General features: G+C 65.6%; 20 protein-coding genes and 2 pseudogenes. 18 read left to right on the plus strand and 4 right to left on the minus strand.

The annotated features are described in order from the left end of the window. Window positions 1–73 precede the first annotated feature (73 nt). On the plus strand, window positions 74–859 hold the full coding sequence (locus FCN77_RS04520) for a hypothetical protein (protein WP_137321297.1): 786 nt from the start codon (window positions 74–76) through the stop codon (window positions 857–859). A gap of 8 nt (window positions 860–867) precedes the next feature. Here the strand turns inward: FCN77_RS04520 and FCN77_RS04525 are convergent, their stop codons facing one another. Continuing rightward, complete coding sequence (locus FCN77_RS04525; RefSeq protein WP_137321298.1) at window positions 868–1,491, minus strand: hypothetical protein; 624 nt, start codon at window positions 1,489–1,491, stop codon at window positions 868–870. 79 nt (window positions 1,492–1,570) lie between these two features. Between FCN77_RS04525 and FCN77_RS04530 the strand changes: the two genes are divergently transcribed. From FCN77_RS04530 to sucD, 6 genes and pseudogenes are all read left to right on the plus strand, one after another. After that, the gene (locus FCN77_RS04530; RefSeq protein WP_137321299.1) at window positions 1,571–2,419 is read left to right on the plus strand and encodes an inositol monophosphatase family protein; all 849 of its coding nucleotides are present in this window, start codon (window positions 1,571–1,573) and stop codon (window positions 2,417–2,419) included. 44 nt (window positions 2,420–2,463) lie between these two features. Then, window positions 2,464–4,955, plus strand: a pseudogene (pcrA, locus tag FCN77_RS04535) (DNA helicase PcrA). A 101-nt stretch (window positions 4,956–5,056) separates the two neighbouring features. Next, on the plus strand, window positions 5,057–6,418 hold the full coding sequence (locus FCN77_RS04540) for a glycosyltransferase (RefSeq protein ID WP_137321300.1): 1,362 nt from the start codon (window positions 5,057–5,059) through the stop codon (window positions 6,416–6,418). A 9-nt stretch (window positions 6,419–6,427) separates the two neighbouring features. Beyond that, complete coding sequence (locus FCN77_RS04545) at window positions 6,428–7,135, plus strand: hypothetical protein (RefSeq protein WP_137321301.1); 708 nt, start codon at window positions 6,428–6,430, stop codon at window positions 7,133–7,135. 224 nt (window positions 7,136–7,359) lie between these two features. Continuing rightward, window positions 7,360–8,529: an ADP-forming succinate--CoA ligase subunit beta gene (sucC, locus tag FCN77_RS04550; RefSeq protein ID WP_137321302.1), complete on the plus strand. Its 1,170-nt coding sequence runs from the start codon at window positions 7,360–7,362 to the stop codon at window positions 8,527–8,529. A 12-nt stretch (window positions 8,530–8,541) separates the two neighbouring features. Then, window positions 8,542–9,444 carry a succinate--CoA ligase subunit alpha gene (gene sucD / locus FCN77_RS04555; protein WP_137321303.1) on the plus strand — a complete coding sequence of 301 codons (903 nt, stop codon included), beginning with the start codon at window positions 8,542–8,544 and terminating at the stop codon, window positions 9,442–9,444. Window positions 9,445–9,571: 127 nt separating this feature from the next. On the opposite strand, the gene FCN77_RS04560 is transcribed toward sucD, so the two are convergent. Together FCN77_RS04560 and FCN77_RS04565 are read right to left on the minus strand one after the other, a co-directional pair. Continuing rightward, the gene (locus FCN77_RS04560) at window positions 9,572–10,063 is read right to left on the minus strand and encodes an SRPBCC family protein (protein ID WP_137321304.1); all 492 of its coding nucleotides are present in this window, start codon (window positions 10,061–10,063) and stop codon (window positions 9,572–9,574) included. Next, entirely contained in the window at window positions 10,060–10,422 is a 363-nt protein-coding gene (locus tag FCN77_RS04565; RefSeq protein ID WP_137321305.1) for a helix-turn-helix transcriptional regulator, read from the minus strand. The genes FCN77_RS04560 and FCN77_RS04565 overlap by 4 nt, the downstream gene beginning before the upstream one ends. A 189-nt stretch (window positions 10,423–10,611) precedes the next feature. Between FCN77_RS04565 and FCN77_RS04570 the strand changes: the two genes are divergently transcribed. The 9 genes and pseudogenes from FCN77_RS04570 to FCN77_RS04610 all read left to right on the plus strand — a co-directional run bounded on the left by FCN77_RS04570 (window position 10,612) and on the right by FCN77_RS04610 (window position 21,246). Beyond that, entirely contained in the window at window positions 10,612–11,016 is a 405-nt protein-coding gene (locus FCN77_RS04570) for a tautomerase family protein (protein WP_137321306.1), read from the plus strand. A 207-nt stretch (window positions 11,017–11,223) separates the two neighbouring features. Further along, the gene (gene iolC / locus FCN77_RS04575; protein ID WP_137321307.1) at window positions 11,224–12,240 is read left to right on the plus strand and encodes a 5-dehydro-2-deoxygluconokinase; all 1,017 of its coding nucleotides are present in this window, start codon (window positions 11,224–11,226) and stop codon (window positions 12,238–12,240) included. Next, on the plus strand, window positions 12,237–13,172 hold the full coding sequence (locus FCN77_RS04580; RefSeq protein ID WP_137321308.1) for a deoxyribose-phosphate aldolase: 936 nt from the start codon (window positions 12,237–12,239) through the stop codon (window positions 13,170–13,172). Before iolC ends, FCN77_RS04580 begins: the two co-directional genes overlap by 4 nt. A 26-nt stretch (window positions 13,173–13,198) precedes the next feature. After that, window positions 13,199–15,127 carry a 3D-(3,5/4)-trihydroxycyclohexane-1,2-dione acylhydrolase (decyclizing) gene (gene iolD / locus FCN77_RS04585; protein ID WP_137321309.1) on the plus strand — a complete coding sequence of 643 codons (1,929 nt, stop codon included), beginning with the start codon at window positions 13,199–13,201 and terminating at the stop codon, window positions 15,125–15,127. A 35-nt stretch (window positions 15,128–15,162) separates the two neighbouring features. After that, window positions 15,163–16,671 (plus strand): annotated as a pseudogene (locus FCN77_RS04590) (CoA-acylating methylmalonate-semialdehyde dehydrogenase); the annotation flags it as partial. A 192-nt stretch (window positions 16,672–16,863) separates the two neighbouring features. Next, the gene (locus FCN77_RS04595) at window positions 16,864–17,781 is read left to right on the plus strand and encodes a sugar phosphate isomerase/epimerase (protein ID WP_137321310.1); all 918 of its coding nucleotides are present in this window, start codon (window positions 16,864–16,866) and stop codon (window positions 17,779–17,781) included. Between the two features lie 35 nt (window positions 17,782–17,816). After that, window positions 17,817–18,830 carry a Gfo/Idh/MocA family protein gene (locus FCN77_RS04600; RefSeq protein WP_137321311.1) on the plus strand — a complete coding sequence of 338 codons (1,014 nt, stop codon included), beginning with the start codon at window positions 17,817–17,819 and terminating at the stop codon, window positions 18,828–18,830. 87 nt (window positions 18,831–18,917) lie between these two features. Then, a complete protein-coding gene (locus FCN77_RS04605; protein ID WP_137321312.1) occupies window positions 18,918–19,790 on the plus strand; it encodes a sugar phosphate isomerase/epimerase family protein in 873 nt (290 codons plus the stop codon). 10 nt (window positions 19,791–19,800) lie between these two features. Further along, window positions 19,801–21,246, plus strand: coding sequence for a sugar porter family MFS transporter (locus FCN77_RS04610; protein WP_137321313.1), 1,446 nt, complete (start codon window positions 19,801–19,803; stop codon window positions 21,244–21,246). An 82-nt stretch (window positions 21,247–21,328) separates the two neighbouring features. Here the strand turns inward: FCN77_RS04610 and FCN77_RS04615 are convergent, their stop codons facing one another. Next, entirely contained in the window at window positions 21,329–21,778 is a 450-nt protein-coding gene (locus FCN77_RS04615) for a MarR family winged helix-turn-helix transcriptional regulator (protein WP_137321314.1), read from the minus strand. Between the two features lie 164 nt (window positions 21,779–21,942). Between FCN77_RS04615 and FCN77_RS04620 the strand changes: the two genes are divergently transcribed. Together FCN77_RS04620 and FCN77_RS27540 are read left to right on the plus strand one after the other, a co-directional pair. Continuing rightward, a complete protein-coding gene (locus tag FCN77_RS04620; RefSeq protein ID WP_137321315.1) occupies window positions 21,943–23,160 on the plus strand; it encodes an MFS transporter in 1,218 nt (405 codons plus the stop codon). A 21-nt stretch (window positions 23,161–23,181) separates the two neighbouring features. Further along, the gene (locus FCN77_RS27540) at window positions 23,182–23,346 is read left to right on the plus strand and encodes a hypothetical protein (RefSeq protein WP_217496324.1); all 165 of its coding nucleotides are present in this window, start codon (window positions 23,182–23,184) and stop codon (window positions 23,344–23,346) included. The last annotated feature ends 50 nt before the right edge of the window (window positions 23,347–23,396 follow it).

Genomic DNA, 23,396 nt, shown 5'->3' on the forward strand with positions numbered 1-23,396 from the left:
GGTGGGCACCAGGCCGTCCTGTTCGGGCACGGATACAAGCATACAAGGTACGGGCGCGTACTACGCTCTTGGCATGACTGCAGTAACACCGGCAACTTCCTACCGGGCAGGGTTCCTCCCGGACATCGCCTCCACCCGGGAGTATTTCGGGGCCTGGGCCAAGCTGAGCGTGCTGCAGTATTTCGTAGCCGAGTCGGCGGTGATCGCGGCGTGGGCGGGGCCCGAACCGTACCACCGCCGAAGCGGCTACATCAGCGACCTCGGGGCCATCCACTGCGGCATCCATGAGGGCCGGGACGTGTGCTCGCCCCTGCACGCGGTGATGAATGCCTCGTTCGTGGTGCAGGGCCTGGGCATGCTGGTGGGGGCGCTGCTCCTCAGCTCGGCACTCCTGTGCGTCGCAGCCCGGCCCGGTGTCCGGCTCGCCTTCGGTCCCGGCCACCGCGTTCCGTGGTTCACGGCCCTCGGGGCCAAGGTCCTTACCTTCACCGCAGGAACCGGGACAATCATCGTGGGGCTGGTGCCCGAGGACGCCGGATGGTTTGGCGTGCACCTGACCGGCGCCCTGATGTACTTCATCGGGGGAGCGCTGGCGTTGCTGCTGTTGGGGGTGCTGTGGCTGAGGCAGTCGCCGCTGGGATGGTTCATCCTCGCCTGCGGAGCGGTGTCCTTCGGGGCGCTGGTGACCGGCGGGGCCACCAGGATGGCCGTTCCGGAGCCGGGCACGCTGGAGCGGTTCATGGGCTATCCGGTGACAATCGGCCTTGCCACGGTTGGACTGGTGATCGCGCAGCGCGTGCAACAGGAACTGAAAGCGCGGAAGGCTCGGGCAGCTGCCCAAGCAACCAGTACCTTTTGAGGTCCGGGCTAGCGGCCCTTCGGCTTCCGCCCCAGGAACACCGCCACGCCGCCGGCCAGCAGGCTCAGGACGAGCAGTACCCAGCCGGCAACGGTGAGCGCAGATGCGAGGGCCACCTGGCCGCCGTCGGCCGTTGACGCGGACATCATGGAATCGATGGCGGCATTTCCCCAGAGCCGGACGGCGGCGAAAAGCAGCGGGAGCGCCCAGAGTGCCCAGCGGAGCGGTTTCCGCGCAATGTTGGTTCCGATCAGCAGCAGCCAGGTGAAGCCGAAAATCAGCGGAAACAAGGTGCCGGCCGTTTTGTGGAGGTAGTTGAGCTGGCCGCGGGCGTCCTCGTTCATGGCCGCCTTCAGCTGGTCCACGTATCCCTGGTCATAGCCGACGATCAGCGAATCCGGCATTGGCAGGCCGCCGGAGAGCTGCGTGAGCTGGTTCAGTGTCAGCAGATGCAGGTACCAGAACAGAAAAAGGCTGGCCACCACGCCGGCAATGAGGATCAGGCTGCTGTTGTTCTGCGCCTTCTCCGGCGTGCGCCGGGTGGTGGGGTTGATCACCGGCGGCAGATGGTGCTGGGGAACGGACGCGTTCGCGCCGTGTTTCTTGATCCGCTGTGCTGGTGTCTTGGCCATGGCTTCATTATCGCTGGTCCTGTCACTGGTCCTGTTCCCGGCCTGTTCTCTGCCTGCGGCCGCGGATAGGCTGGGACCCGTGACGGAACTTGGAAGACACAAACTTGGCAGGCACAGCGCGGCGGAACTCAACCCGGCACTGGATGATTACCAGCTGGCCGAGGCGCTGGTCCGCGAAGCCGGGAACCTGGCCCTCATGATGCGCCAGGGCGGCCTGGAAGGACAGCAGAAGACGTCGGTATCCGACGTCGTCACGGCCGCCGACCACGCCGCGGAAGCCTATGTGCTCGAACAGCTGCGGCGCTGCCGCCCGGACGACGGCGTCCTCGGGGAAGAAGGTGCCTCCGTGGAGGGGACCAGCGGCCGGACCTGGGTGATCGACCCCGTGGACGGCACCTACAACTTCCTGCACGGCTCCACCTACTGGTGCTCCGCGCTCGCCCTGAAGGACCACTCCGGCGCTGTTCTCGGCGCCATTTTCCAGCCCGAAGAGGACAAGCTCTGGCTCGGCGGAACCACCCGTCCCGCAACAGTGAACGGTGACCGGCTCACCTCCTTCCAGGCCGAGGGCGGAGCCCGGACCCTGAAGCCGCTGGCCGAACAGGGCGCCGCAACGTATATCCACCCGTCCTGGCTCGCGGACCCGCTGTGCGCCATGCCCTGGCATGCCGCCGCCACGGCCGCCGCGTCCCTACGGATGTTCGGATCGGGGTCCTGCGACCTGGGCCGCGTGGCCGCCGGCGAGCTTGACTGCTGGTTCCAGCACAGCTGCCCCGAATGGGACTGGCTGCCCGGCAAGGCAATCGTGCTCGCTGCCGGCGGCGCCACCGACGTCGTCCGGGTCAACGGACTCGAGTGGTTCGTCGCAGGAGGCACGACGGCGGTCCGGCAGCTCCGCGCAGCGCTTGAGTCCGGCTCGGTGGAGTAGGCACGGAAGTGAGTGTCGGCCCCACCGCCTAGACTTATAGCACCATGGATATGTTGTTTGACCCGTATGCTGACGGACCGTTCAAGGCTGCCCCGAAAGCGGCAGCGCTCACCAAGTCGCGCCCCGGGACCGGGGAAGATCCGGCGCGCTACGGGAGCGGCAGGCCGGAATCGGAGGGGGAACACCCACGTCCGAAGCTGCCCGGCGCGGACGAGCTCCTGCAGGGCCTCAACCCCCAGCAGGAAGAAGCGGTCAAGCACTCCGGCGGCGCGCTGCTCATCGTGGCAGGCGCCGGATCCGGTAAGACACGCGTGCTCAGCAACCGGATCGCATACCTGATCGCCACCCGGAGGGCGCATCACGGTGAGATCCTGGCCATCACCTTCACCAACAAGGCCGCGGCGGAAATGCGGGAACGCATCGAAGCGCTGGTGGGCGGCCGGGCCAAGATCATGTGGATTTCCACCTTCCACTCGTCCTGCGTGCGCATCCTCCGGCAGGAAGCGGCCAACGTCGGGCTCAAGTCCAATTTTTCCATCTATGACTCCGCGGACTCCCTGCGGCTCGTTACACAGGTATCCAAAACTCTGGACCTGGACCCCAAGAAGTTCGCACCCAAGGCCATCCAGCACAAGATCTCGGCGCTGAAGAACGAGCTGATCGACGCGGATTCCTACGCCTCCTCCGCCAATTACAACGACCCCTTCGAACAGGCTGTGGCCGACGTCTTCAAGGGCTACACCCAGCGGCTCCGGCAGGCCAACGCCATGGACTTTGACGACCTCATCGCCGAGACCGTCTACATGTTCCGCGCCTTCCCGGCGCTCGCCGAATCGTACCGGCGGCGCTTCCGGCATGTACTGGTGGACGAATACCAGGACACCAACCACGCCCAGTACGCGCTGGTCCGCGAAATTGTGGGCGAGGGTCCAGGGGCCTCCGAACTCACCGTGGTGGGCGATTCGGACCAATCCATCTACGCGTTCCGCGGGGCGGACATCCGCAACATCGTGGAATTCGAAAAGGACTATCCGAACGCGCGCACCATCAAGCTCGAGCAGAACTACCGTTCCACCCAGAACATCCTCTCGGCCGCCAACTCGGTGATTTCCCGGAACCCCAATCGTCCCGAAAAGCGGCTCTGGACCGCTGAGGGCGAAGGCCACAAGATCATCGGCTACGTGGGCGAAAACGAACACGACGAAGCCCGGTTCATCGCCAAGGAAATCGACAGGCTGCAGGACGAGGACAACCTGCGCCCCGGCGACGTCGCCATCTTCTACCGCACCAACGCGCAGTCCCGTTCCATCGAAGATGTCCTGGTGCGTGTTGGCCTGCCGTACAAGGTGGTGGGCGGCACGCGCTTCTACGAGCGCAAGGAGATCAAGGACGCCCTCGCGTACCTGCGCGTCCTGGTGAACCCCGACGACGACGTCAACCTGCGCCGGGTACTCAACGAACCCAAGCGTGGCATCGGCGACCGCGCGGAGGGCGCCGTGGCGGCACTGGCCGAACGCGAACGGACGTCGTTCATGGCCGCCGCGCGCCGTGCGGAGCATGCCCCGGCATGGCTACCCGATCGGTCAACGCCGTGCTCGGCTTCGTGAAGCTCCTGGATGACCTCGCCGAGGTAGCAACCGGCTCCGGCGCGGCCGCCGCGCTGGAAGCCGTCTTGGAGCAGACCGGGTACTTGGTCGGGCTGCGGTCAAGCACCGATCCCCAGGACGAGTCCCGGGTGGAGAACCTCGCGGAACTCGTCGCCGTCGTGCGCGAATACGAACAGGAGAATCCCGAAGGTTCCCTGGGCGCCTTCCTGGAACAGGTGTCACTCGTGGCGGACGCCGACCAGATCCCGGATGCCCCGGGCGCGGACATCGATGCCGCTGTGGCGGAAGCCAAGCGGCTGGGCGTGGTGACCCTCATGACCCTGCACACTGCCAAGGGGCTGGAGTTCCCGGTGGTGTTCCTCACCGGCATGGAGCACGGGCTGTTCCCGCACCAGCGTTCGGCCACGGACCCCAAGGAACTCGCGGAGGAACGCCGGCTGGCCTATGTGGGCCTCACCCGGGCCCGGAAGCGCCTCTATGTGACGCGCTCGGAAGTCCGCAGCATGTGGGGCCAGAGCCAGTACAACCCGGCCAGCCAGTTCCTCGAGGAAATCCCGGCTGAGCTGGTGGAATGGCGCCGTGAAGGCACCAGCAGGCAGGTCAGCGGATGGGGGAGCGGGGCCCCCATCGGGTCCAGCCGGTACGGCGGATCGTTCTGGGGTGCGGGTACGGCCCGCGGCAACGCGGCGAGCCCTTCCGCCGGGTTCAATGCCGACGTTCCGGCCGCCGTGGCCAAGAACCGTGTCCAGCCGCAAAAGGAAGTCGTGGCCGTCGGTGTCGGGGACAAGGTAAACCACACGAGCTTCGGCAACGGTACCGTCCTGGCAGTCGAAGGCGCGGGGGACAAGACCGTGGCCAAGGTGAAGTTCAGCGTCGGTGAAAAGCGCCTGCTGCTGAGGTACGCACCGCTGACCAAGCTGGACGCCTAGCGCCAACTGTTTTCCCGCCGTCACGGGATGTCCGGGACGCCGTCCCGGACCCCTTGCCGGTACCCACCCGCGGGGCTAAGGTTCTAGAACCCAGGGGGACCATGAAGATTCTTTTCGCCAGCCAGGCCATTGACGGCCATTTCAATCCGATGACGGGCGTTGCGGTGCGCCTCAGGGAGCGCGGCCACGACGTCGGCTGGTACACCGGTCCTGTATTCGCGGACAAGCTGCGGAAGTTCGAAATTCGGCATTTCCCGTTCCGCCGGGCCATCGAGCACCGGGGCGACAACCTGAACGAGCTGTATCCGGAACGCGCCCGGTTCAAAGGCCCGAGGGCCATCGGGTTCGACGGCGAAAAGATCTTTGCCAGCAACATCAGCAACTTCTTCGAGGACATCCGGGAGCTGCACCGGGACTTCCCGTTCGACGTCGTAGTGGTGGACAGCTCCATGTTCATCCAGCGGCTGGTGTCCCGGTTGATGCGCACGCCCGTGGTGACCTTCGTGGCGATCCCCAATATGGAAAGTGACCCACTGGTGCCACCGCTTTTCTTCGGTTTCAAACCGCCGCGGAACCTGGCAGGGAAGGCGGTCCAGGCCGCAGCGGGGCTGCTGTCAGACAAGGTCATCCTCAGGCCGGCCAGCCAAAGCTACAGGCGGCAGCACGCGGCGTACGGCCAGTCGGTCCCCCGCCGGGGACGGCTGACCGACGAACCGTACCGCTGCGCCGAAGCCGTCATCCAGACGGGCCCGGAGTCGCTGGACTTCCCGCGCCGGAACGTGAATCCGAAGGTCCACTACGTCGGTGCACTGCTGCCGCACCGGACTCCGGAGCCAGCTGATCCGGGGGTCGACGGCACCCGCGCAGCGGAAGCGGCGCCGGAGGCAGACGGCCAATGGCCGCGGACGTACCCGGCCACCCTCGTGGTGACGCAGGGAACCGTGGACAACATAGACCAGAACAAGCTGATCGTCCCTGCGCTCGAAGCCGTGAAGGACATGGACGCGCTGGTGATCGTCGCCACCGGCGGCCGGGGCACCGAGGAACTGAAGGCCCGGTATCCGCAGCCCAACGTCATCGTGCGAGACTATGTGGACTTCGCCAAGGTCTTCGAATTCACCGATGTGTTTATCAGCAACGGCGGCTTTGGCGGCGTGCAGCTAAGCCTGTCCAAGGGCGTTCCGCTGGTGGTGTCCGGCATCAACGAGGGCAAGAGCGACGTCAATGCCCGGGTGGAATACGCCGGCGTGGGCATCAGCCTCAGGACGGAGGCACCCAGGTCCGGCGACATCGCCCGGGCGGTGGCCGACGTCCTGGGCAATCCTGCCTGGAAAAAACGGGCGGCGCAGATGCGTGAGCAGTTTGACCTGGCGGACCCCGCCGAGGCGGCTGCCGCCGTCGTCGAAAGCACCGGGCCCGCAGCCGGCCCCCAGCCCATAGCGGGGCATAACCCTGGCCCATAGCGGGGCATAATGGGAGCCATGCGTCGGACTGTATTGGGGATCCTGGCCGCCCTCATCCTGGTGGCCTGCACGGCATGCACCATCACCCGGGAAGACCCGCACTACGTACCCCCGCCGCCGCTGCCGGCATTGGAGCAGCTCAAACAGGCCCCCCTCACAGACACCGCCCGGTTCTCCGCCGGGGAGGGAATGCTCAGCTTCGTCACTGCGGATCACAGCGCCGTCTGCTCGCTGACGTCCGCCCGCGGCGAGCACCTCAACCTGCCCTACGAGCAGAACGCCTACGGCGACACCGCCAACAACAAACTCGCCATCGTGCCGGTGGCACACTGCGAGCTGGCCGCGTATCCCAAACCTCAACCGGCAGACGTTACGGATGACTGTGCCGGCACCGGCCTGGGCTATCTGGGCGGCGCCGCCCTGCTTACCCCGGACAAGGCCAGCTACGGCGAATGCCGCTCCGGAGTGACCCAAATGGAGGCCGAATTCGGCCCGGAGGGCACCAAGTCCGGTCCCATCTCCCGGCTGCCCGTCCTCGAGGACGGCCAGAACCTCGAGCGGAACGGACTGCGCTGCTCGGCCTATAACGGCGGGGTGGCCTGCGGAAACCTCTCCGCCGGCGTTGGTTTCTTCATTTCGCGGGACCGTTACGAACTGGTTTCCGGCGGCGGCGAAAAGGCCTCAGCGACGCCGTCGGAGGCACCAAAAAGCCCGTAATCTAGGGATTTTTCTACGCTCCATAGAATAGTGTCCTTACTCACATAACAGGTACTCTGGAACGGGCCGGTCCGCAGAAAGGACTAGAGTTCCCAGAGGAGCATTGCGCCGTGTGGCTCGTTTTCCAACCTGTCGCAGGGTGCGTTTATTCCGCAGCCCGGTAACTACGATTACGTGGGGTCCGGCTGTACAGAAACTACTTCGACGTAGAAGGACACTAAACCGTGGACCTGTTTGAATATCAGGCGCGCGATATGTTCGAGGCGCACGGTGTACCCGTGCTTGCTGGCATCGTGGCGCACACCCCTGAAGAAGCAAAGGCAGCTGCCGAGAAGATCGGCGGCGTAACTGTCGTCAAGGCACAGGTTAAGGTCGGTGGCCGCGGAAAGGCCGGCGGCGTTAAGGTCGCCAAGACCGCCGATGAGGCGCTGGAGCACTCCACCAACATCCTGGGCATGGACATCAAGGGCCACACGGTCAACAAGGTCATGATCGCCCAGGGCGCGGACATCGCCGAAGAATACTACTTCTCCGTCCTGCTGGACCGGGCCAACCGCAACTACCTGGCCATGTGCTCGGTTGAAGGCGGCATGGAAATCGAACAGCTCGCCGTCGAACGCCCCGACGCCCTGGCCAAGGTCGCCATCGACCCCGCCGTGGGCATTGACCAGGCCAAAGCCGACGAAATCGTTGCCGCTGCAGGCTTCGCTGAGGAACTGCGCGGCAAAGTCGCCGACGTCATCCTGAAGCTCTGGGACGTTTTCAAGAAGGAAGACGCCACCCTGGTGGAGGTCAACCCGCTCGTCAAGACCGGCGCAGGCGACATCGTCGCCCTCGACGGCAAGGTGACGCTGGACGAGAACGCCGACTTCCGGCACGCAAAGCATGCCCTCCTGGAAGACAAGGACGCTGCTGACCCGCTCGAGGCCAAGGCCAAGGCCCAGGACCTCAACTACGTCAAGCTGGACGGCGAAGTTGGCATCATCGGCAACGGCGCCGGCCTGGTCATGTCCACGCTGGACGTCGTCGCCTACGCCGGCGAAAACCACGGCAACGTGAAGCCGGCAAACTTCCTGGACATCGGCGGCGGAGCTTCTGCCGAGGTCATGGCTGCCGGCCTGGACGTCATCCTGGGCGACGAGCAGGTCAAGGCCGTGTTCGTGAACGTCTTCGGCGGCATCACCGCATGTGACGCCGTGGCCAAGGGCATCGTGGGTGCACTGGCCGAGCTGGGTCACTCTGCCAACAAGCCGCTGGTTGTCCGCCTCGACGGCAACAACGTCGAAGAAGGCCGCCGCATCCTGGCCGAGGCCAACCACCCGTTGGTTACCCTGGCCGCCACCATGGACGAGGGCGCCGACAAGGCCGCCGAGCTCGCCAACGCAGCGAAGTAAAGGGACCGCACCATGTCTATCTATCTGAACAAGGACTCCAAGGTCATCGTCCAGGGCATCACCGGCGGCGAAGGCACCAAGCACACCGCCCTGATGCTGAAGGCCGGCACCAACATTGTGGGCGGCGTCAACGCCCGCAAGGCTGGCACCACGGTCCTGCACGGTGACAACGAGATCACCGTCTTCGGCACCGTCAAGGAAGCCATGGCCGAGACCGGCGCCGACGTCTCCATCGTCTTCGTGCCGCCGGCATTCACCAAGGACGCCGTCGTTGAAGCCATCGAGGCTGGCATCGGCCTGGTCGTCGTCATCACCGAAGGCGTGCCGGTCCAGGACTCCGCTGAGTTCTGGGCGCTGGCACAGTCCAAGGTGGACGCCAACGGCACGCAGGTCACCCGCATCATCGGGCCGAACTGCCCCGGCATCATCACCCCGGGCGAGGCCCTGGTTGGCATCACCCCGGCAAACATCACGGGCAAGGGCCCCATCGGCCTGGTTTCCAAGTCGGGCACCCTGACCTACCAGATGATGTACGAACTGCGCGACCTGGGCTTCTCCACCGCCATCGGCATCGGCGGCGACCCGGTCATCGGCACCACGCACATCGATGCACTGGAAGCGTTCGAAGCCGACCCGGAGACGAAGGCGATCGTGATGATCGGCGAGATCGGCGGCGACGCTGAAGAGCGCGCGGCCGACTACATCAAGGCGAACGTCACCAAGCCGGTTGTCGGCTACGTGGCAGGCTTCACCGCTCCGGAAGGCAAGACCATGGGCCACGCCGGCGCCATTGTCTCCGGTTCCGCGGGCACCGCACAGGCCAAGAAGGAAGCCCTCGAGGCTGCAGGCGTGAAGGTCGGCAAGACGCCGTCCGAGACCGCCAAGCTGCTGCGCGAGGTTTTCGCAACGCTCTAGGTCCTGCCTCACAGCAAGAACTTTGCAAAGTACGACGGCGTCCGGCCGCCCTCCCCACGGGAGGTGACCGGACGCCGTCGTACTTTCTCTTTAAGTGGCACCTGCTTTGCCGGGTGGCAGTCGACCGCTACCGGTTGCCCGTGAGGGCCCCGCTGAGGAGTTCGTCGAGCCGCTCATAACCCTCCGTCATGCCGCCTTCCATGCCGGATTGGGCCATGCCGTCACGGGCCTCCAGACTGGGATAGACAGAGTGGGCCGTCAGCCTGGTGCGCCCGCCGCCGAGATCCAGGAAGGTCAGGAACTCGATGCTGACCACGTCCGGGTAGCCGTCGAATTCGAAGGTCTGGATGGCGAAGTCGTTTTCGCGGACGGTGTGGAAGGTGCCGTTGAAGCCGTATTTTGAGCCGTCGGGCGCGGTGTGGGTGTAGCGGTAGCTGCCTCCGGTGCGGAAGTCGTAGTGGTCCACGTCCATCTTCAGCCGCCGCGGGCCAAGCCACTGGGCGACCAGTTCGGGCTCCTTGTGGGCGCGAAATACCTCCGCTACCGGGAAATCGAACTCCCGCTCGAAGTCGATGAAGGGCAGTCCCTCCGGAACGGAGACTTTCAGGGCGTTGGTCATGATGAGTCCTTTGCCTGTGTGCCGCCTGACGCGGCGTTTGATCGGAGCGCGGCGTCAAGGCTGCGGAACTGCCCCTCGCGGACCAGCCGGTACTGGTCGATCCATGCGGTGAGTGCCTCCAGCCGTGCAGGGTTCAGGTGGACGGGCCGGCGCTGGGCGTCACGCGTGCGGGTGACCAGCTGTGCCTGCTCGAGGACCTGGATGTGCTTCGAGACCGCCTGTTTGGTGATCGCGAAGGGTTCCGCCAGTTCGTTTACGGTGGCCGGGCCCCGGCTGAGCCGGGAGATGATGCGGCGCCGGACCGGATCGGCGAGGGCCAGGAAGGCCGCGTCAAGCAGTTCGTCGTCGCCGATGTCCATGGCCTGCCAATCACCCCGCCCGCAATAAAATGTTGCGCCCTTAGTCAATCAATTACTTTATCAACCTCTTGGTTGTTTAAGGCTACTCCTCACGGCGGGCCTGCGGCAAGGGGTGATTCAGGGAAGTCCTTGTTGTCCGGAGGAATAATTTGTTAGTATGTCAGGACAAATTACTTCAGGGAGTCAAAAGTGCCGCTCGTGCGAATTGATATCAACCAAGGGCGCAGTCCTGAGGATCTGCGCCGCCTCAGCCGGGGGATCCACGATGCGATCCTCGCCGAGTACGGGATTCCGGAGCGCGACTACTTTCACATCCTCACCGAACACCCCCGCGGTCAGATCTTTGCCCAGGATGCGGGGCTTGGATTTGAACGCACCCCCGATGTGGTCATGATTCAGATCTTCACCCAGGGCGGCCGGAGCCAGGAGGCCAAGCAATCCCTCTTTGCATCGATCGCGGGCAGGCTGGCCGAGCTGGGGGTGGCGGGCGAGGACGTGTTCATCGGATACGTGGAGAACACTGCCGGCGACTGGTCCTTCGGCTTCGGGCTGGCCCAGTATGTCACGGGCGAGCTGGCTGTTCCCCGCAAGTAGCCGGGATATTTGGCGCCGTCCAGCGGTCCCGCGGACGCCATTTCGACACGCTATGCCAAGTTGTAAATATGTCAGTACAAACCTTTGACAGGACATTAATTCTAGGGCAAAGTAGTGGTTGTGGCCCCGCTCACGGGGGTCCGCCAGGAACCGGAGCTCTACCTGTTCAGAGGTACGGAGTTCAAACCAGAAAGGTCCGCGATTACCGTGACCCACGAACTGCTCACGATCGGGCGCATCAGCGTTGATATCTACCCGAACGACATCGGGGTGGATCTGGAGGACGTGACGTCCTTCGGAAAGTACCTCGGTGGATCACCTTCCAACGTGGCTGTGGCAGGCGCCCGGCATGGCCGCCGGACAGGTGTAATCACCCGCACCGGCGATGACGCCTTCGGAACGTACCTGCACCGTGAACTGCGCAAGTTCAACGTGGACGACACATTCGTTACGCCGGTGAAGGAATGGCCCACCGCGGTCACGTTCTGCGCGATCAAACCGCCGGAAGACTTCCCGCTCTACTTCTACGGACGTTTCCCCACAGCCCCGGACCTGCAGATCAAGGCAGAAGAACTGGACCTGGACGCCATCCGGGACGCACGGATCTTCTGGTCCACCGTCACCGGCCTGTGCCAGGAGCCCAGCCGCGAAGCGCACATCAAGGCCCATGAGGCCCGGGACCGGGGCAAGCTGAGGATCGGCCAGTACACCATCCTGGATCTGGACTACCGCCCCATGTTCTGGGCGTCGGAAGAGGAAGCCCGGGCCCAGGTCGCCAGGATCCTGCCGCATGTCACCGTGGCCATCGGCAACGACAAGGAATGTGCCGTGGCAGTGGGAGAGGGTACCCCGGACGAGCAGGCAGACCGGCTCCTGGCCGCCGGCGTCGAAATCGCCGTCGTCAAGCTCGGCCCCGAAGGAGTGATGGCCAAGACCCGCACCGAACGCGTGGTGTCCGCACCCGTCCCCGTGGAGACCGTCAACGGCCTGGGCGCCGGAGATTCCTTCGGCGGGGCCTTCTGCCACGGGCTCCTGTCCGGCTGGCCCCTCGCGGGGGTCCTGGATTACGCGAACGCCGCCGGCGCGATCGTCGCCTCCCGCCTGTCCTGCGCAGACGCGATGCCGACGCCGGATGAGGTCACCTCGCTGCTGGCCGAACGCGGCCGTCTGGTTCCGGGCAATCTGATCCCTAACGGGCTTGCCACCGAAGGAGCAGCACTGTGACCCTCACGCCCATCGCCTCGAACAATGCCCTGGGTGATGATCCGCGCCGCTACGCGCATCTGAGCACCATCCGCCTGGAAGATCCGGACGCCGTTGCCCGCGCAGCCAAGGCGCGGCGCCGCCACCCCGGCCTCAAGTACGGCCGGCAGAACTTCATCGTCGCCGCCGACCACCCGGCCCGCGGCGCCCTAGCCGTCGGCAACGATCCGGTGGCCATGGCGGACCGCCGGCAACTGCTGGACCGCCTGCAGATTGCGCTGGCCAACCCGGACGTGGACGGCGTGCTCGCCTCGCCGGACATTATGGATGACCTGCTGTTGCTCGGTGCGCTCGAAGGCAAGCTGATTTTCGGTTCGATGAACCGCGGCGGGCTTTCCGGTCTGGTGAACGAATTCGATGACCGCTTCACCGGCCACACAGCCGCAGCCCTGGAAGCGTTTGGGGCCGACGGCGGCAAGATGCTCACACGCATCTGCCTGGCGGACCCGGACACCGTGTCCATGCTGGAGGCGACGGCGAAGGCCATCGATTCCCTCGCCGAGCGCAAGCTGATAGCGATGGTGGAGCCCTTCCTGTCCGTCCGCGAGAACGGCAAGGTCCGCAACGACCTCTCCACCAACGCCGTCATCAAGTCCGTCGCCATCGCTGAAGGCCTGGGTTCCACCAGCGCGTACACGTGGATGAAACTTCCCGTGGTGGCCGAGATGGAGCGCGTGATGGCCGCCACGACCATGCCCACGGTGCTGCTGGGCGGAGACCCGGAAGGTACCCAGGACGAAGTCTTCGCCACCTGGGAAGCCGCCCTGGCCCTCCCCGGCGTACAGGGCCTCACGGTGGGCCGGACCCTCCTGTACCCGCAGGACGGCGATGTTGCCGGCGCCGTTGCCACCGCGGCCTCCCTCCTTAACCACACCGCAGAAGTATCGGAGTAGCCCTCATGGGAACAGGAACCCGCCGAATGACCGTGGCCCAGGCCGTGGTGGAATACCTTTCCAAGCAGTACACCGTTGATTCCGTCGGTGGGCTGGATTACCGGGAACGCCTGATCCCCGGAACGTTCGGCATCTTCGGGCACGGCAACGTTGCCGGCGTCGGCCAGGCCCTCAAGCAGTACCAGGCCGCCGACCCCACGATCATGCCCTACTACCAGGGCCGCAACGAACAGGCGCAGGCGCATCAGGCCGTGGGCTACGCACGGCACACCCGGCGCCGCCAGACGTTCGCCATCAGTACCTCGATCGGGCCCGGTTCCTCCAACCTCCTGACGGGCGCTGCGCTGGCCACGACGAACCGGCTGCCGGTGCTGCTGCTGCCGAGTGACACCTTTGCCACCCGGGCCGCGGATCCCGTGCTGCAGCAGCTTGAGCAGCCCTACGCCTACGACATCACGGTCAACGACGCCTTCCGGCCGCTGTCGAAGTTCTTCGACCGGGTCTCCCGGCCCGAGCAGCTGTTCTCCGCGTTCCACCACGGCCTGCGGGTCCTGACGGATCCGGCCGAAACCGGTGCTGTCACGATCTCCCTTCCGCAGGATGTCCAGGCCGAGGCCTTCGACGTGCCCGAGGAATTCCTGGCCGAGCGCGAGTGGCGCATCCGCCGCCCCGACGCCGACGACGAGGATATCCGCCGTGCCGCCGACGCCATCCGCGCCGCGAAGCGCCCGCTGATCATCGCCGGCGGCGGCGTCCTCTACGCCTACGCCAACGACGAACTCGCGAAGTTCGTCGAGCTGACCGGCATTCCGGTGGGCAACACCCAGGCCGGCGTCGGCGTCCTGCCCTGGGACCACAAGTTCTCGCTCGGTGCCATTGGTTCCACGGGCACGACGGCGGCCAACGCCATCGCAGCCGAGGCGGACCTGATCATCGGGATCGGCACCCGCTACGAGGACTTCACCACGGCCTCGCGGACCGCGTTCCAGAACCCGGCGGTGAAGTTCATCAACATCAACGTCGCACCCATCGACGCGTACAAGCACGGCACCACGCTGCCGATCGTGGCCGACGCCCGCAAGGCCCTGATCAAGCTGAACCAGGCCCTCGGCGGCTACCGCGTGGGCGCGGACCTGGAACAGCAGGTCGCGGCGGAGAAGAAGCGCTGGGACGCCACCGTCGACGAAGCGTTCGACACCCGGTTCACGCCGCTGCCGGCCCAGAACGAGATCATCGGCGCCACCAGCCGGGCCATGGATGCCCAGGACGTCGTCATCTGCGCCGCAGGCTCGCTCCCGGGTGACCTGCACAAGATGTGGCGCGTCCGTGACGCCTTCGGCTACCACGTCGAATACGCCTACTCCTGCATGGGCTACGAGATCCCCGGCGGACTCGGCGTCAAGCGCGCTGCCCTGGCCGAAGCCGCCCGGGGAGGCGAGCAGCGCGACGTCGTGGTCATGGTGGGGGACGGCTCCTACCTGATGATGCACACCGAACTGGTCACCGCCGTCGCCGAACGGATCAAACTGATCGTGGTCCTGATCCAGAACCACGGCTACGCTTCCATCGGATCCCTCTCCGAATCCCTCGGTTCGCAGCGTTTCGGAACGCAGTACCGTGCCCTGAACGAGGAACAGCACAGCTTCGACGAAGGCGAGACCCTGCCGGTGGACCTGGCCCTGAACGCCGAAAGCCTCGGCGTGAAGGTGATCCGGATCGAACCGGGGGAGAAGGTCATCGCCGAACTCGAACAGGCCATCCGGGACGCCAAGGCTGCCCCGGAGCGCAGCGGCCCGATCCTGATCCACGTCGAGTCAGACCCTCTCCTGGACGCTCCGAGCTCCGAGTCCTGGTGGGACGTTCCCGTCTCCGCCGTCTCCGAACTCGAGTCCACCCAACAGGCGTTCAAGACCTACACCGACCACAAGAACCGCCAGCGCAAGCTGCTCGGCTGAACCCCTTCCCCCACAGACCAAGGAAGTCCATCACCATGTCAACGACGACCGTCACCACCACCATCAACCACTTCATCAACGGGGCCGAAACCGCCGGCGAAGGCACACGCACCCAGCCCGTCTACAACCCGGCCACCGGCGCGGTGTCCGCAGAGCTGCGGCTGGCCAACCGGGCGGACCTGGACACAACCGTCGCCGCCGCCCGCAAGGCTGCTGACAGCTGGGGCGACATCTCGCTGGCCAAGCGCACGGCGGTGCTGTTCAAGTTCCGTGAACTCGTCGCGTCCCACGTGGGCGAACTCGCCGAACTGATCACCGCCGAGCACGGCAAGGTCCTCTCCGACGCGAAGGGCGAGATCGGCCGCGGCCTGGAGGTCATCGAGTTCGCCTGCGGCATCCCTCAGCTGCTCAAGGGCGACTACTCGGACCAGGTCTCCACCGGCATCGACGTCTTCTCCTTCCGCGAGCCGCTCGGCGTCGTCGCCGGCATCACCCCGTTCAACTTCCCCGTGATGGTGCCGCTGTGGATGGCCCCGATGGCCATCGCCACCGGCAACGCCTTCATCCTCAAGCCCTCCGAGCGCGACCCCTCCGCCTCAATGCTGCTGGCCAAGCTGTGGAAGCAGGCCGGCCTGCCCGACGGCGTCTTCCAGGTCCTGCACGGCGACAAGGAAACCGTCGAAGGCCTCCTCACCCACCCGGACGTGGACGGCATCTCGTTCGTCGGCTCCACCCCGATCGCCCAGTATGTCCACGAGACCGCCACCGCGCACGGCAAGCGGGTCCAGGCTCTGGGCGGGGCGAAGAATCACGCCATCGTGATGCCCGACGCCGACCTGGACAACGCCGCGGACCACCTCGCTGCGGCCGCCTTCGGCTCCGCGGGCGAACGCTGCATGGCCATCTCCGTTGCCGTCGCCGTCGGAGACGCCGCAGAGCTGCTGGTCAAAAAGGTCGAAGAACGCGCCCTCGCCGTCAAGGTCGACAACGGCACCGCCCCCGGTGCCGAAATGGGCCCGGTCATCACCCCGGCGTCCAAGGACCGCATCGTCAGGATCGTCACCGAAGCCGAGACCGCTGGCGCCGCAATGGTGGTGGACGGCCGCGACCTGGTAGTTTCCGGCCACGAGGACGGCTTCTGGGTTGGCCCCACCGTCCTGGACCACGTCAAAACCGAAATGACCGCCTACACCGAGGAAATCTTCGGCCCTGTCCTCGTTGTGGTCCGGGTTGACGATCTCGACGCCGGCATCAAGCTCATCAACTCCAACCCCTACGGCAACGGCACCGCCATCTTCACCTCCTCCGGCGCCAACGCCCGCAAATTCCAGCGTTCCGTCACCGTCGGCATGATCGGCATCAACGTGCCGCTGCCCGTACCGGTTGCCTACCACTCCTTCGGCGGCTGGAAGGCTTCACTGTTCGGCGACAAGCACATCTACGGCCCGGAAGGCGTGTCCTTCTACACCCGTGGCAAAGTGGTCACGTCACGCTGGCCGGAACCCACCCACGCCTCCGGCGCCTCCTACAACTTCCCCTCCCACGCCGACGACTCCCACACCGTGCGCCACGACGGCATCGCAGAGGGCCTGCCAGACGAAGTCCTGGAAGGACAGGACACCGTTCCCGGGCGCGCCGACGACGACACAGAAGGCCGCGGGCGGCGGGACTGAGCCCCGTTCCCACGGACTCGAATATCAGCCAGTGCAAGTCGACAAGAGAAAGACAACGCTGTCATGACTGAAGTAGAAAACAAGCTCATCATCGGAACAGCCCCGGACTCCTGGGGCGTCTGGTTCGCGGACGATCCCAAGCAGACCCCGTGGGAGCGGTTCCTCGACGAAGTGGCCGAGTCCGGCTACAAGTGGATCGAACTCGGCCCCTACGGCTACCTGCCGAACGACCCCACTCGGCTGGCCGAGGAGCTCAAGCAGCGCGACCTGAAAGTAACCGCAGGAACGGTCTTCACGGCGTTCCACCGCGGACTGGACCAGTGGGAGACCGCCTGGGAACCTGCCCGCAAGGTCGCGGAGCTCACGGCGGCCATGGGCGGCGAACACATCGTGGTCATCCCGGCCATGTGGCGCGACGACGTCACCGGCGAAGCAGTGGAAAGCGGCCAGCTCACCGAGAAGGCCTGGAGCGACCTGTTCACCGGCCACAACCGCCTCGGCAAGACCCTGCTGGAGGACTTCGGCCTGAAGCAGCAGTTCCACTCCCACGCCGATTCCCACGTCGGAGCCCAGGAGGACATCGAAACCCTGCTGGCCGCAACGGACTCCAAGTACTTGAACCTGTGCCTGGACACCGGCCACGCCGAATACTGCGGCGCCTCCAGCCTCGAGCTCATCAAGAACTACCCGGACCGCATCGGCTACCTGCACCTGAAGCAGATCAACCCGGACATCCTCAAGAAGGTCAACGAGGAAAACATGACCTGGGCCGCGGCAAACCTCGCCGGGGTCATGACCGAGCCGCCGAACGGGCTGCCCGACCTGCGCGCCGTCATCGAAGCAGTGGAGGCACTGAACCGCCCCATCTTCGGCATTGTGGAACAGGACATGTACCCGGTGGCCTTCGACGTCCCCATGCCGATCGCCAAGCGCACCCGCAACTACCTGCTGTCCTGCGGCTCCCGCACGGCAGTTAACTAACGGCCGCCCAGGCACCCGAAACGTAAGGAAGAACAATGACTGAAACCCTTCGCGTCGCCGTCATCGGCGCCGGCCGCATGGGCGCGGACCACATCCAGCGCCTCAGTAAGCGCATCCACGGCGCTGAAGTCGCCGCCGTCGTCGACGTCGACCTCGCCCGTGCCCAGGCGGCCATCGCAGGCATCCCAGGCGCAGTGGCCCTGGCCGATGCCGAGGAGGCGCTCAACAACGGCGACGTCAACGCCGTACTGATCGCCACCCCCGGCTTCCTGCACGAGGACATCCTGCTCAAGGCGATCGAAAAGGACATCCCCATCCTGTGCGAGAAGCCGCTCACCCCGGACGCCGACTCCTCCTGGCGGATCGTCCAGGCCGAGGAAAAACTGGGCCGCAAACGCATCCAGGTGGGCTTCATGCGCCGCTTCGACGCCGAATACGCCGCCCTGGGCCAGGTCATCCGCGACGGCGAGCTCGGCGAACTGCTGATGCTCCACCACCAGCACCGCAACCCCACCACCCCGGCGGGCTTCACCAATGAGATGCTGATCAACGACTCGGTGGTGCACGAGTTCGACGCCATCCGCTTCTTCACCGGCGAGGAAATCACCAGCGTCCAGGTCCGGCTGGGCAAGGCCACCAGGAACGCCCCGGCCGGGCAGCACGATCCCCAGCACGTCCTGATCGAAACCGAGTCCGGCGTCCTGGCCGACGTCGAAATCTACGTCAACGCCAAGTTCGGCTATGAAGTGGCCACCCAGGCCTCCTTCGAGGACGGCATTGTGAACATCGGCGGCGACAAGGGCCCGTACACCCGCAGCGCCGGCCGCTGGGGCGGCAACGTCACCCCCGGTTTCGAGGAGCGTTTTGGTGCGGCGTACGACGTCGAAATCCAGTCCTGGGTGGACGCTGCGGTCCGCGGCGAAATCGGCGGTCCCACCGCCTGGGACGGCTACGCCACCGCAGCATGCTGCGAAGCCGGCGTCGAAGCGCAGAAGAACGGCGAAAAGGTCGCTGTGAAGCTCAACGCCAAGCCCGCGCTTTACAGCTAGGAACGACGGGGAGGGGGCCGCGGCCCCCTCCCCGTTTCTTTTCGCTCCCCATGCACAACCTGACTGATCCACAATGGAGTGTTCCACGTGAAAATCGCACTTGATCCCACCCCGTTCCACCACTCGCACAGCCTGCTCGAATTCCCCCGGGTGGTGGCGGACCTCGGCTACAAGTACATGCAGATGACCCCGCACGCCGACTTGATCCCGTTCTACAACCACCCGAAGGCGGACGACGAACTGGTGGGCCAGCTGAACAAGGCCTGCAGGGACGCCGGGATTCAGATCGCCTCGATCCTCCCGGTGCTCCGCTGGTCCGGGCCGGACGAGGACGCGCGCGAGGCAGCCGTCCGATACTGGAAGCGCGCCATCCAGATCACCGTGGACCTCGGCGTCAGCACCATGAACACCGAATTCAGCGGCCGCCCGGAGAAAGCCGAAGAATCGGAGCGCGCCTTCTACCGCTCCATGGAAGAGCTGCTGCCCATCATCGAACGCGAGGGGATCGACCTCCTGATCGATCCGCACCCGGACGATTTCGTGGAAGAAGGCCTCGCCGCGATCCGCGTCATCCGCGGCCTGAACTCCAAGTACGTTGGCCTCGTCTACGTCGCCTCACACAGCTTCCACATGAAGAACGCGCCCCTGGACATCATGCGCGCGGCAGGGGACAAGCTGCGCCTGGTCCACGTCGCCGACACCATGGACCACCATGCCTCGCATGGCCTGCGCTACATCACCAACCCGCCGGGCAACCCCGTGCGCGTGCACCAGCACCTGAAGATCGGCGACGGCGACGTCAACTGGGAAGAATTCTTCGGCGGCCTGCAGGAAATCGGCTTCCTGGACCGTGACAACACCGTCATGGTGTCCAGCGTCTTCGCCGAAGACGACAACGCCGCGGACGTTTCCCGCTACCAGCTGGACACGATGAACAACTACATCGCCAAAGCACGGTAGCGGTCGCCCTGTGAAGCAAACAGAAAATACACACACCGATACTTCGACCCGATCCCTGGACGGACGCGGCGGTCCGTCCGGCGGCGTCGCCAGTCCCAAGGGATTCATGCGGCGGGTTGCCCTGTTCTCGACCTTCGGCGGCCTGCTTTTCGGCTACGACACAGGCGTTATCAACGGTGCCCTGCCGTTCATGCAGCGCGACCTCGGGCTGACGCCGCTGACGGAAGGCCTGGTCACGTCCACCCTGCTGCTCGGCGCGGCGTTCGGCGCCATCACCGCCGGCCGGCTGTCGGACCGTTTCGGCCGGCGCAAGACCATCATGGCGCTCGCCCTGATCTTCGCCGTGGCCACCATCGCCTGTTCCATCGCTCCCAGCACGGAACTGCTTGTCGCCGCCCGCACACTGCTTGGCCTGGCCGTGGGCGGAGCCTCGGTGATCGTGCCCGTGTACCTCGCAGAGATGTCACCGGCAGCCCAACGCGGACGGATCGTCACGCAGAACGAACTCATGATCGTCACGGGACAGTTCCTCGCGTTCACCTTCAATGCCTTCCTGGGCAACGCCTTCCCCGAGGCCTCCCATGTGTGGCGGTGGATGCTCGTCATCGCAACACTGCCCGCCGTGGTGCTCTGGTTCGGCATGCTGGTCCTGCCCGAGAGTCCGCGCTGGCTGGCCTCAGCCGGACGCTTCGGCGAGGTGCTGGAGGTACTGCGCAGGACCCGGGCGTCGGCCGATGTCTCCGCGGAATTTGATGAAGTGCGGCAGGCCGCCCGGGAAGACTACCAATCCAAGTTGGGAACCTTCCGGGACCTCACCGTGCCCTGGATCCGCCGGATCTTTGTTGTCGGACTGGGCATGGCGGTCATCAACCAGATCAGCGGCGTCAACGCCATCATGTACTACGGCACCTCCATCCTCTCCAGCTCCGGATTCGGGGACCAGGGCGCCCTGCTGGCCAACGTCGTCAACGGCATCACGTCCGTGGTGGCCGTCATCATCGGCATGTCCCTGATGACAAGGGTGCGCCGGAAGTCCATGCTGATGGTGGGCCTGGGCGGTACCGCATCCTCGCTGCTGGCCATTGGCCTGATCTCGATGCTGCTCCCGGAAAGCACCCTGCGCGGCTATCTGGTGCTGCTGTTCATGGTGACGTTCCTGGCGTCCATGCAGTCCTGCATCGGCACGGTGACCTGGCTGACGATGTCCGAGATCTTCCCCCTGCATGTGCGCGGCATCGGCATGGGCATCTGCGTCTTCGTGCTGTGGATGATCAACTTCCTGATCGGCTTCTTCTTCCCGCAGATGGTCGCCTGGATCGGCGTTTCAACAACGTTCTCCATCTTCGTGGCCATCCAGCTGGTTGCCATCGTCTGGGTGAAGCGCGTGATGCCGGAAACCAAGGACAAGAGCCTCGAGGACCTGGAGCACTACTTCAAGACCGTGGCCGCAACGTAGGGCCAGCACAGCAGAAAGCCCCGCGGGCGCGCTTCGGCGCGACGCGGGGCTTTCTGCTGTGCGGGTCTGTCCTTTGCGGGTGCTACGCGTGCGCGTGCAGCCTTGGCAGGGCGTCGACCAGGGTGGCGAGCTCGGGGATCTCGTGGGCTTCGGCGAGGGCGCGTTCCAGGGTGGCGTCGTGGGCGGGCCGGGCTTCTTCCAGCAGCGTGATGCCGCTGGGCGTGAGTTCGGTGTAGATGCCGCGGCGGTCATCCGCGCACAGGATGCGTGTGAGCAGGCCGCGGTCCTCGAGCCTGTTCACCAGCCGTGTGGTGGCGCTGGCGCTGAGCGCGGTGGCCCGGGCCAGCTGCTGCATGCGCATATGCCAGCCGTCCTGCCGGCTGAGGGCGTCCAGCACGGTGTATTCGACCACGGAGAGCTGGGCTTCGGCCTGGAGTGAGCGCTCCAGCTCGGACTCGATCAGGCCGTGCAAAGCCGCGAGGGTCCGCCAGCCCTGCGCCCGGACTTCAACGGCGTCGTCCTTGATGCCCATCTGGTACTTCCCTTCGGATCGTGTACCCCGCGGATGTGAAACGGGGCACTACAAATAATAGTTGCTTGCGCGTGGTATCTGCTTGTGCAACAATAAATAACGCGTCTGCAACTACTAGCTTACGCGCCCTACCCCATTCCGTACAGTTTCGAAGGAGCATTCCCATGCCAATTGGCCTGATAGCCCTCGCCCTCGGCGGGTTCGGGATCGGACTCACCGAGTTCGTGATCATGGGCCTGCTGCCCGAGGTGGCCGCAGACTTCAGCGTCAGCGAGGCCACCGCCGGCTGGCTGATTTCCGGCTACGCCCTCGCCGTCGTCGTCGGCGCCCTGCTGCTCACCGCGGCCGTGACGCGCTTCGAACGCAAGCCCGTCCTCGCGGTCCTGCTCGTGCTCTTCATCGCCGGCAACCTGGTCTCGGCCCTCGCCCCGGACTACTCCATGATGATGATCGGCCGGATCATCGCCGCCCTGGCCCACGGCGCATTCTTCGGCATCGGAGCGGTGGTGGCCGCAGACATGGTGGCTCCCACCAAGAAAGCCGGCGCCATCGCCATCATGTTCACCGGGCTCACCGCCGCCAACGTCCTCGGTGTCCCGTTCGGCACCATGCTCGGCCAGGCGGCCGGCTGGCGCTCCACGTTCTGGGCCATCACCGGAATCGGCGTCCTGGCCCTGATCGGCATCCTGACGCTCGTGCCCAAAACCGGCCACGGCGACACCTCTCCCGGAAGCCTCCGCAGCGAACTCACGGCCTTCCGCTCCGGCCAGGTCTGGCTCTCCATCCTGGTCACCATCCTCGGCTTCGGCGGCATGTTCGGCGCCTTCACCTACATCGCCTTCACCCTCACCGAAGTGACCGGCTTCGCGGCATCCACCGTGCCCTGGCTCCTGATCCTCTTCGGCGTGGGCCTCTTCATCGGCAACACCGTGGGCGGCAAGGCCGCGGACCGCAACGTGGACCGCACGCTGCTGATAGTCCTCTCCGTGCTGGCAGTCGTCCTGGCAGCCTTCGCCCTGACCGCCACCAACCAGCCCCTCACCATCGCCTCCATCGTCCTGATGGGCGGCTTCGGCTTCGCCACCGTCCCGGGACTGCAGATGCGCGTCATGAAATACGCCAACAACGCCCCCACCCTGGCCTCCGGCGCCAACATCGGCGCCTTCAACGTCGGCAACGCCCTCGGCGCCTGGCTCGGCGGCGTGACCATCACCGCAGGCCTCGGCTACACCTCACCCATCTGGGCCGGCGCCGCCATCACCCTCCTCGGACTCGCCGTCATGGCCATCGCCGCCGCCAACGCCAAGCGGCGCGGCGCAGCCGGGACGACGGCGGAAATGACCGCTCCCGCCGCAGCCGAGCCGGTGGCCGCGGCCCGCTGACACGCACACGACAACGACTGCATGTCAACCACTGGAGAAACCAAGGCCTCACTGCCAACCGTCACCCTCAATAACGGCGTGGAAATACCCCAGCTCGGGTTCGGCGTCTTCCAGGTCCCCGAAGACGAACCACTTGTGCTCCGCTGGCACCTGCAGCAGGGAGGGTTGTCATTCCCAAGTCCGTGACTCCGGCCGGGATCAGGGAGCACCCTGATGTCTTCGTGTTCGCCCTCTCG

Origin of the sequence: Arthrobacter sp. 24S4-2 (assembly GCF_005280255.1) — a bacterium.
Taxonomy (GTDB): Bacteria; Actinomycetota; Actinomycetes; order Actinomycetales; family Micrococcaceae; genus Arthrobacter.

Excerpts from the sequence above, each read along its gene's own strand:
- FCN77_RS04615 (WP_137321314.1), bottom strand. The coding sequence starts at position 21,778 with ATGGGCATCAAGGACGACGCCGTTGAAGTCCGGGCGCAGGGCTGGCGG.
- sucD (WP_137321303.1), top strand. The coding sequence starts at position 8,542 with ATGTCTATCTATCTGAACAAGGACTCCAAGGTCATCGTCCAGGGCATC.
- FCN77_RS04540 (WP_137321300.1), top strand. The coding sequence starts at position 5,057 with ATGAAGATTCTTTTCGCCAGCCAGGCCATTGACGGCCATTTCAATCCG.
- FCN77_RS04560 (WP_137321304.1), bottom strand. The coding sequence starts at position 10,063 with ATGACCAACGCCCTGAAAGTCTCCGTTCCGGAGGGACTGCCCTTCATC.
- FCN77_RS04545 (WP_137321301.1), top strand. The coding sequence starts at position 6,428 with ATGGGAGCCATGCGTCGGACTGTATTGGGGATCCTGGCCGCCCTCATC.
- iolD (WP_137321309.1), top strand. The coding sequence starts at position 13,199 with ATGACCGTGGCCCAGGCCGTGGTGGAATACCTTTCCAAGCAGTACACC.
- FCN77_RS04565 (WP_137321305.1), bottom strand. The coding sequence starts at position 10,422 with ATGGACATCGGCGACGACGAACTGCTTGACGCGGCCTTCCTGGCCCTC.
- FCN77_RS04520 (WP_137321297.1), top strand. The coding sequence starts at position 74 with ATGACTGCAGTAACACCGGCAACTTCCTACCGGGCAGGGTTCCTCCCG.
- FCN77_RS04600 (WP_137321311.1), top strand. The coding sequence starts at position 17,817 with ATGACTGAAACCCTTCGCGTCGCCGTCATCGGCGCCGGCCGCATGGGC.
- FCN77_RS04620 (WP_137321315.1), top strand. The coding sequence starts at position 21,943 with ATGCCAATTGGCCTGATAGCCCTCGCCCTCGGCGGGTTCGGGATCGGA.
- FCN77_RS04595 (WP_137321310.1), top strand. The coding sequence starts at position 16,864 with ATGACTGAAGTAGAAAACAAGCTCATCATCGGAACAGCCCCGGACTCC.
- FCN77_RS04525 (WP_137321298.1), bottom strand. The coding sequence starts at position 1,491 with ATGGCCAAGACACCAGCACAGCGGATCAAGAAACACGGCGCGAACGCG.
- FCN77_RS27540 (WP_217496324.1), top strand. The coding sequence starts at position 23,182 with ATGTCAACCACTGGAGAAACCAAGGCCTCACTGCCAACCGTCACCCTC.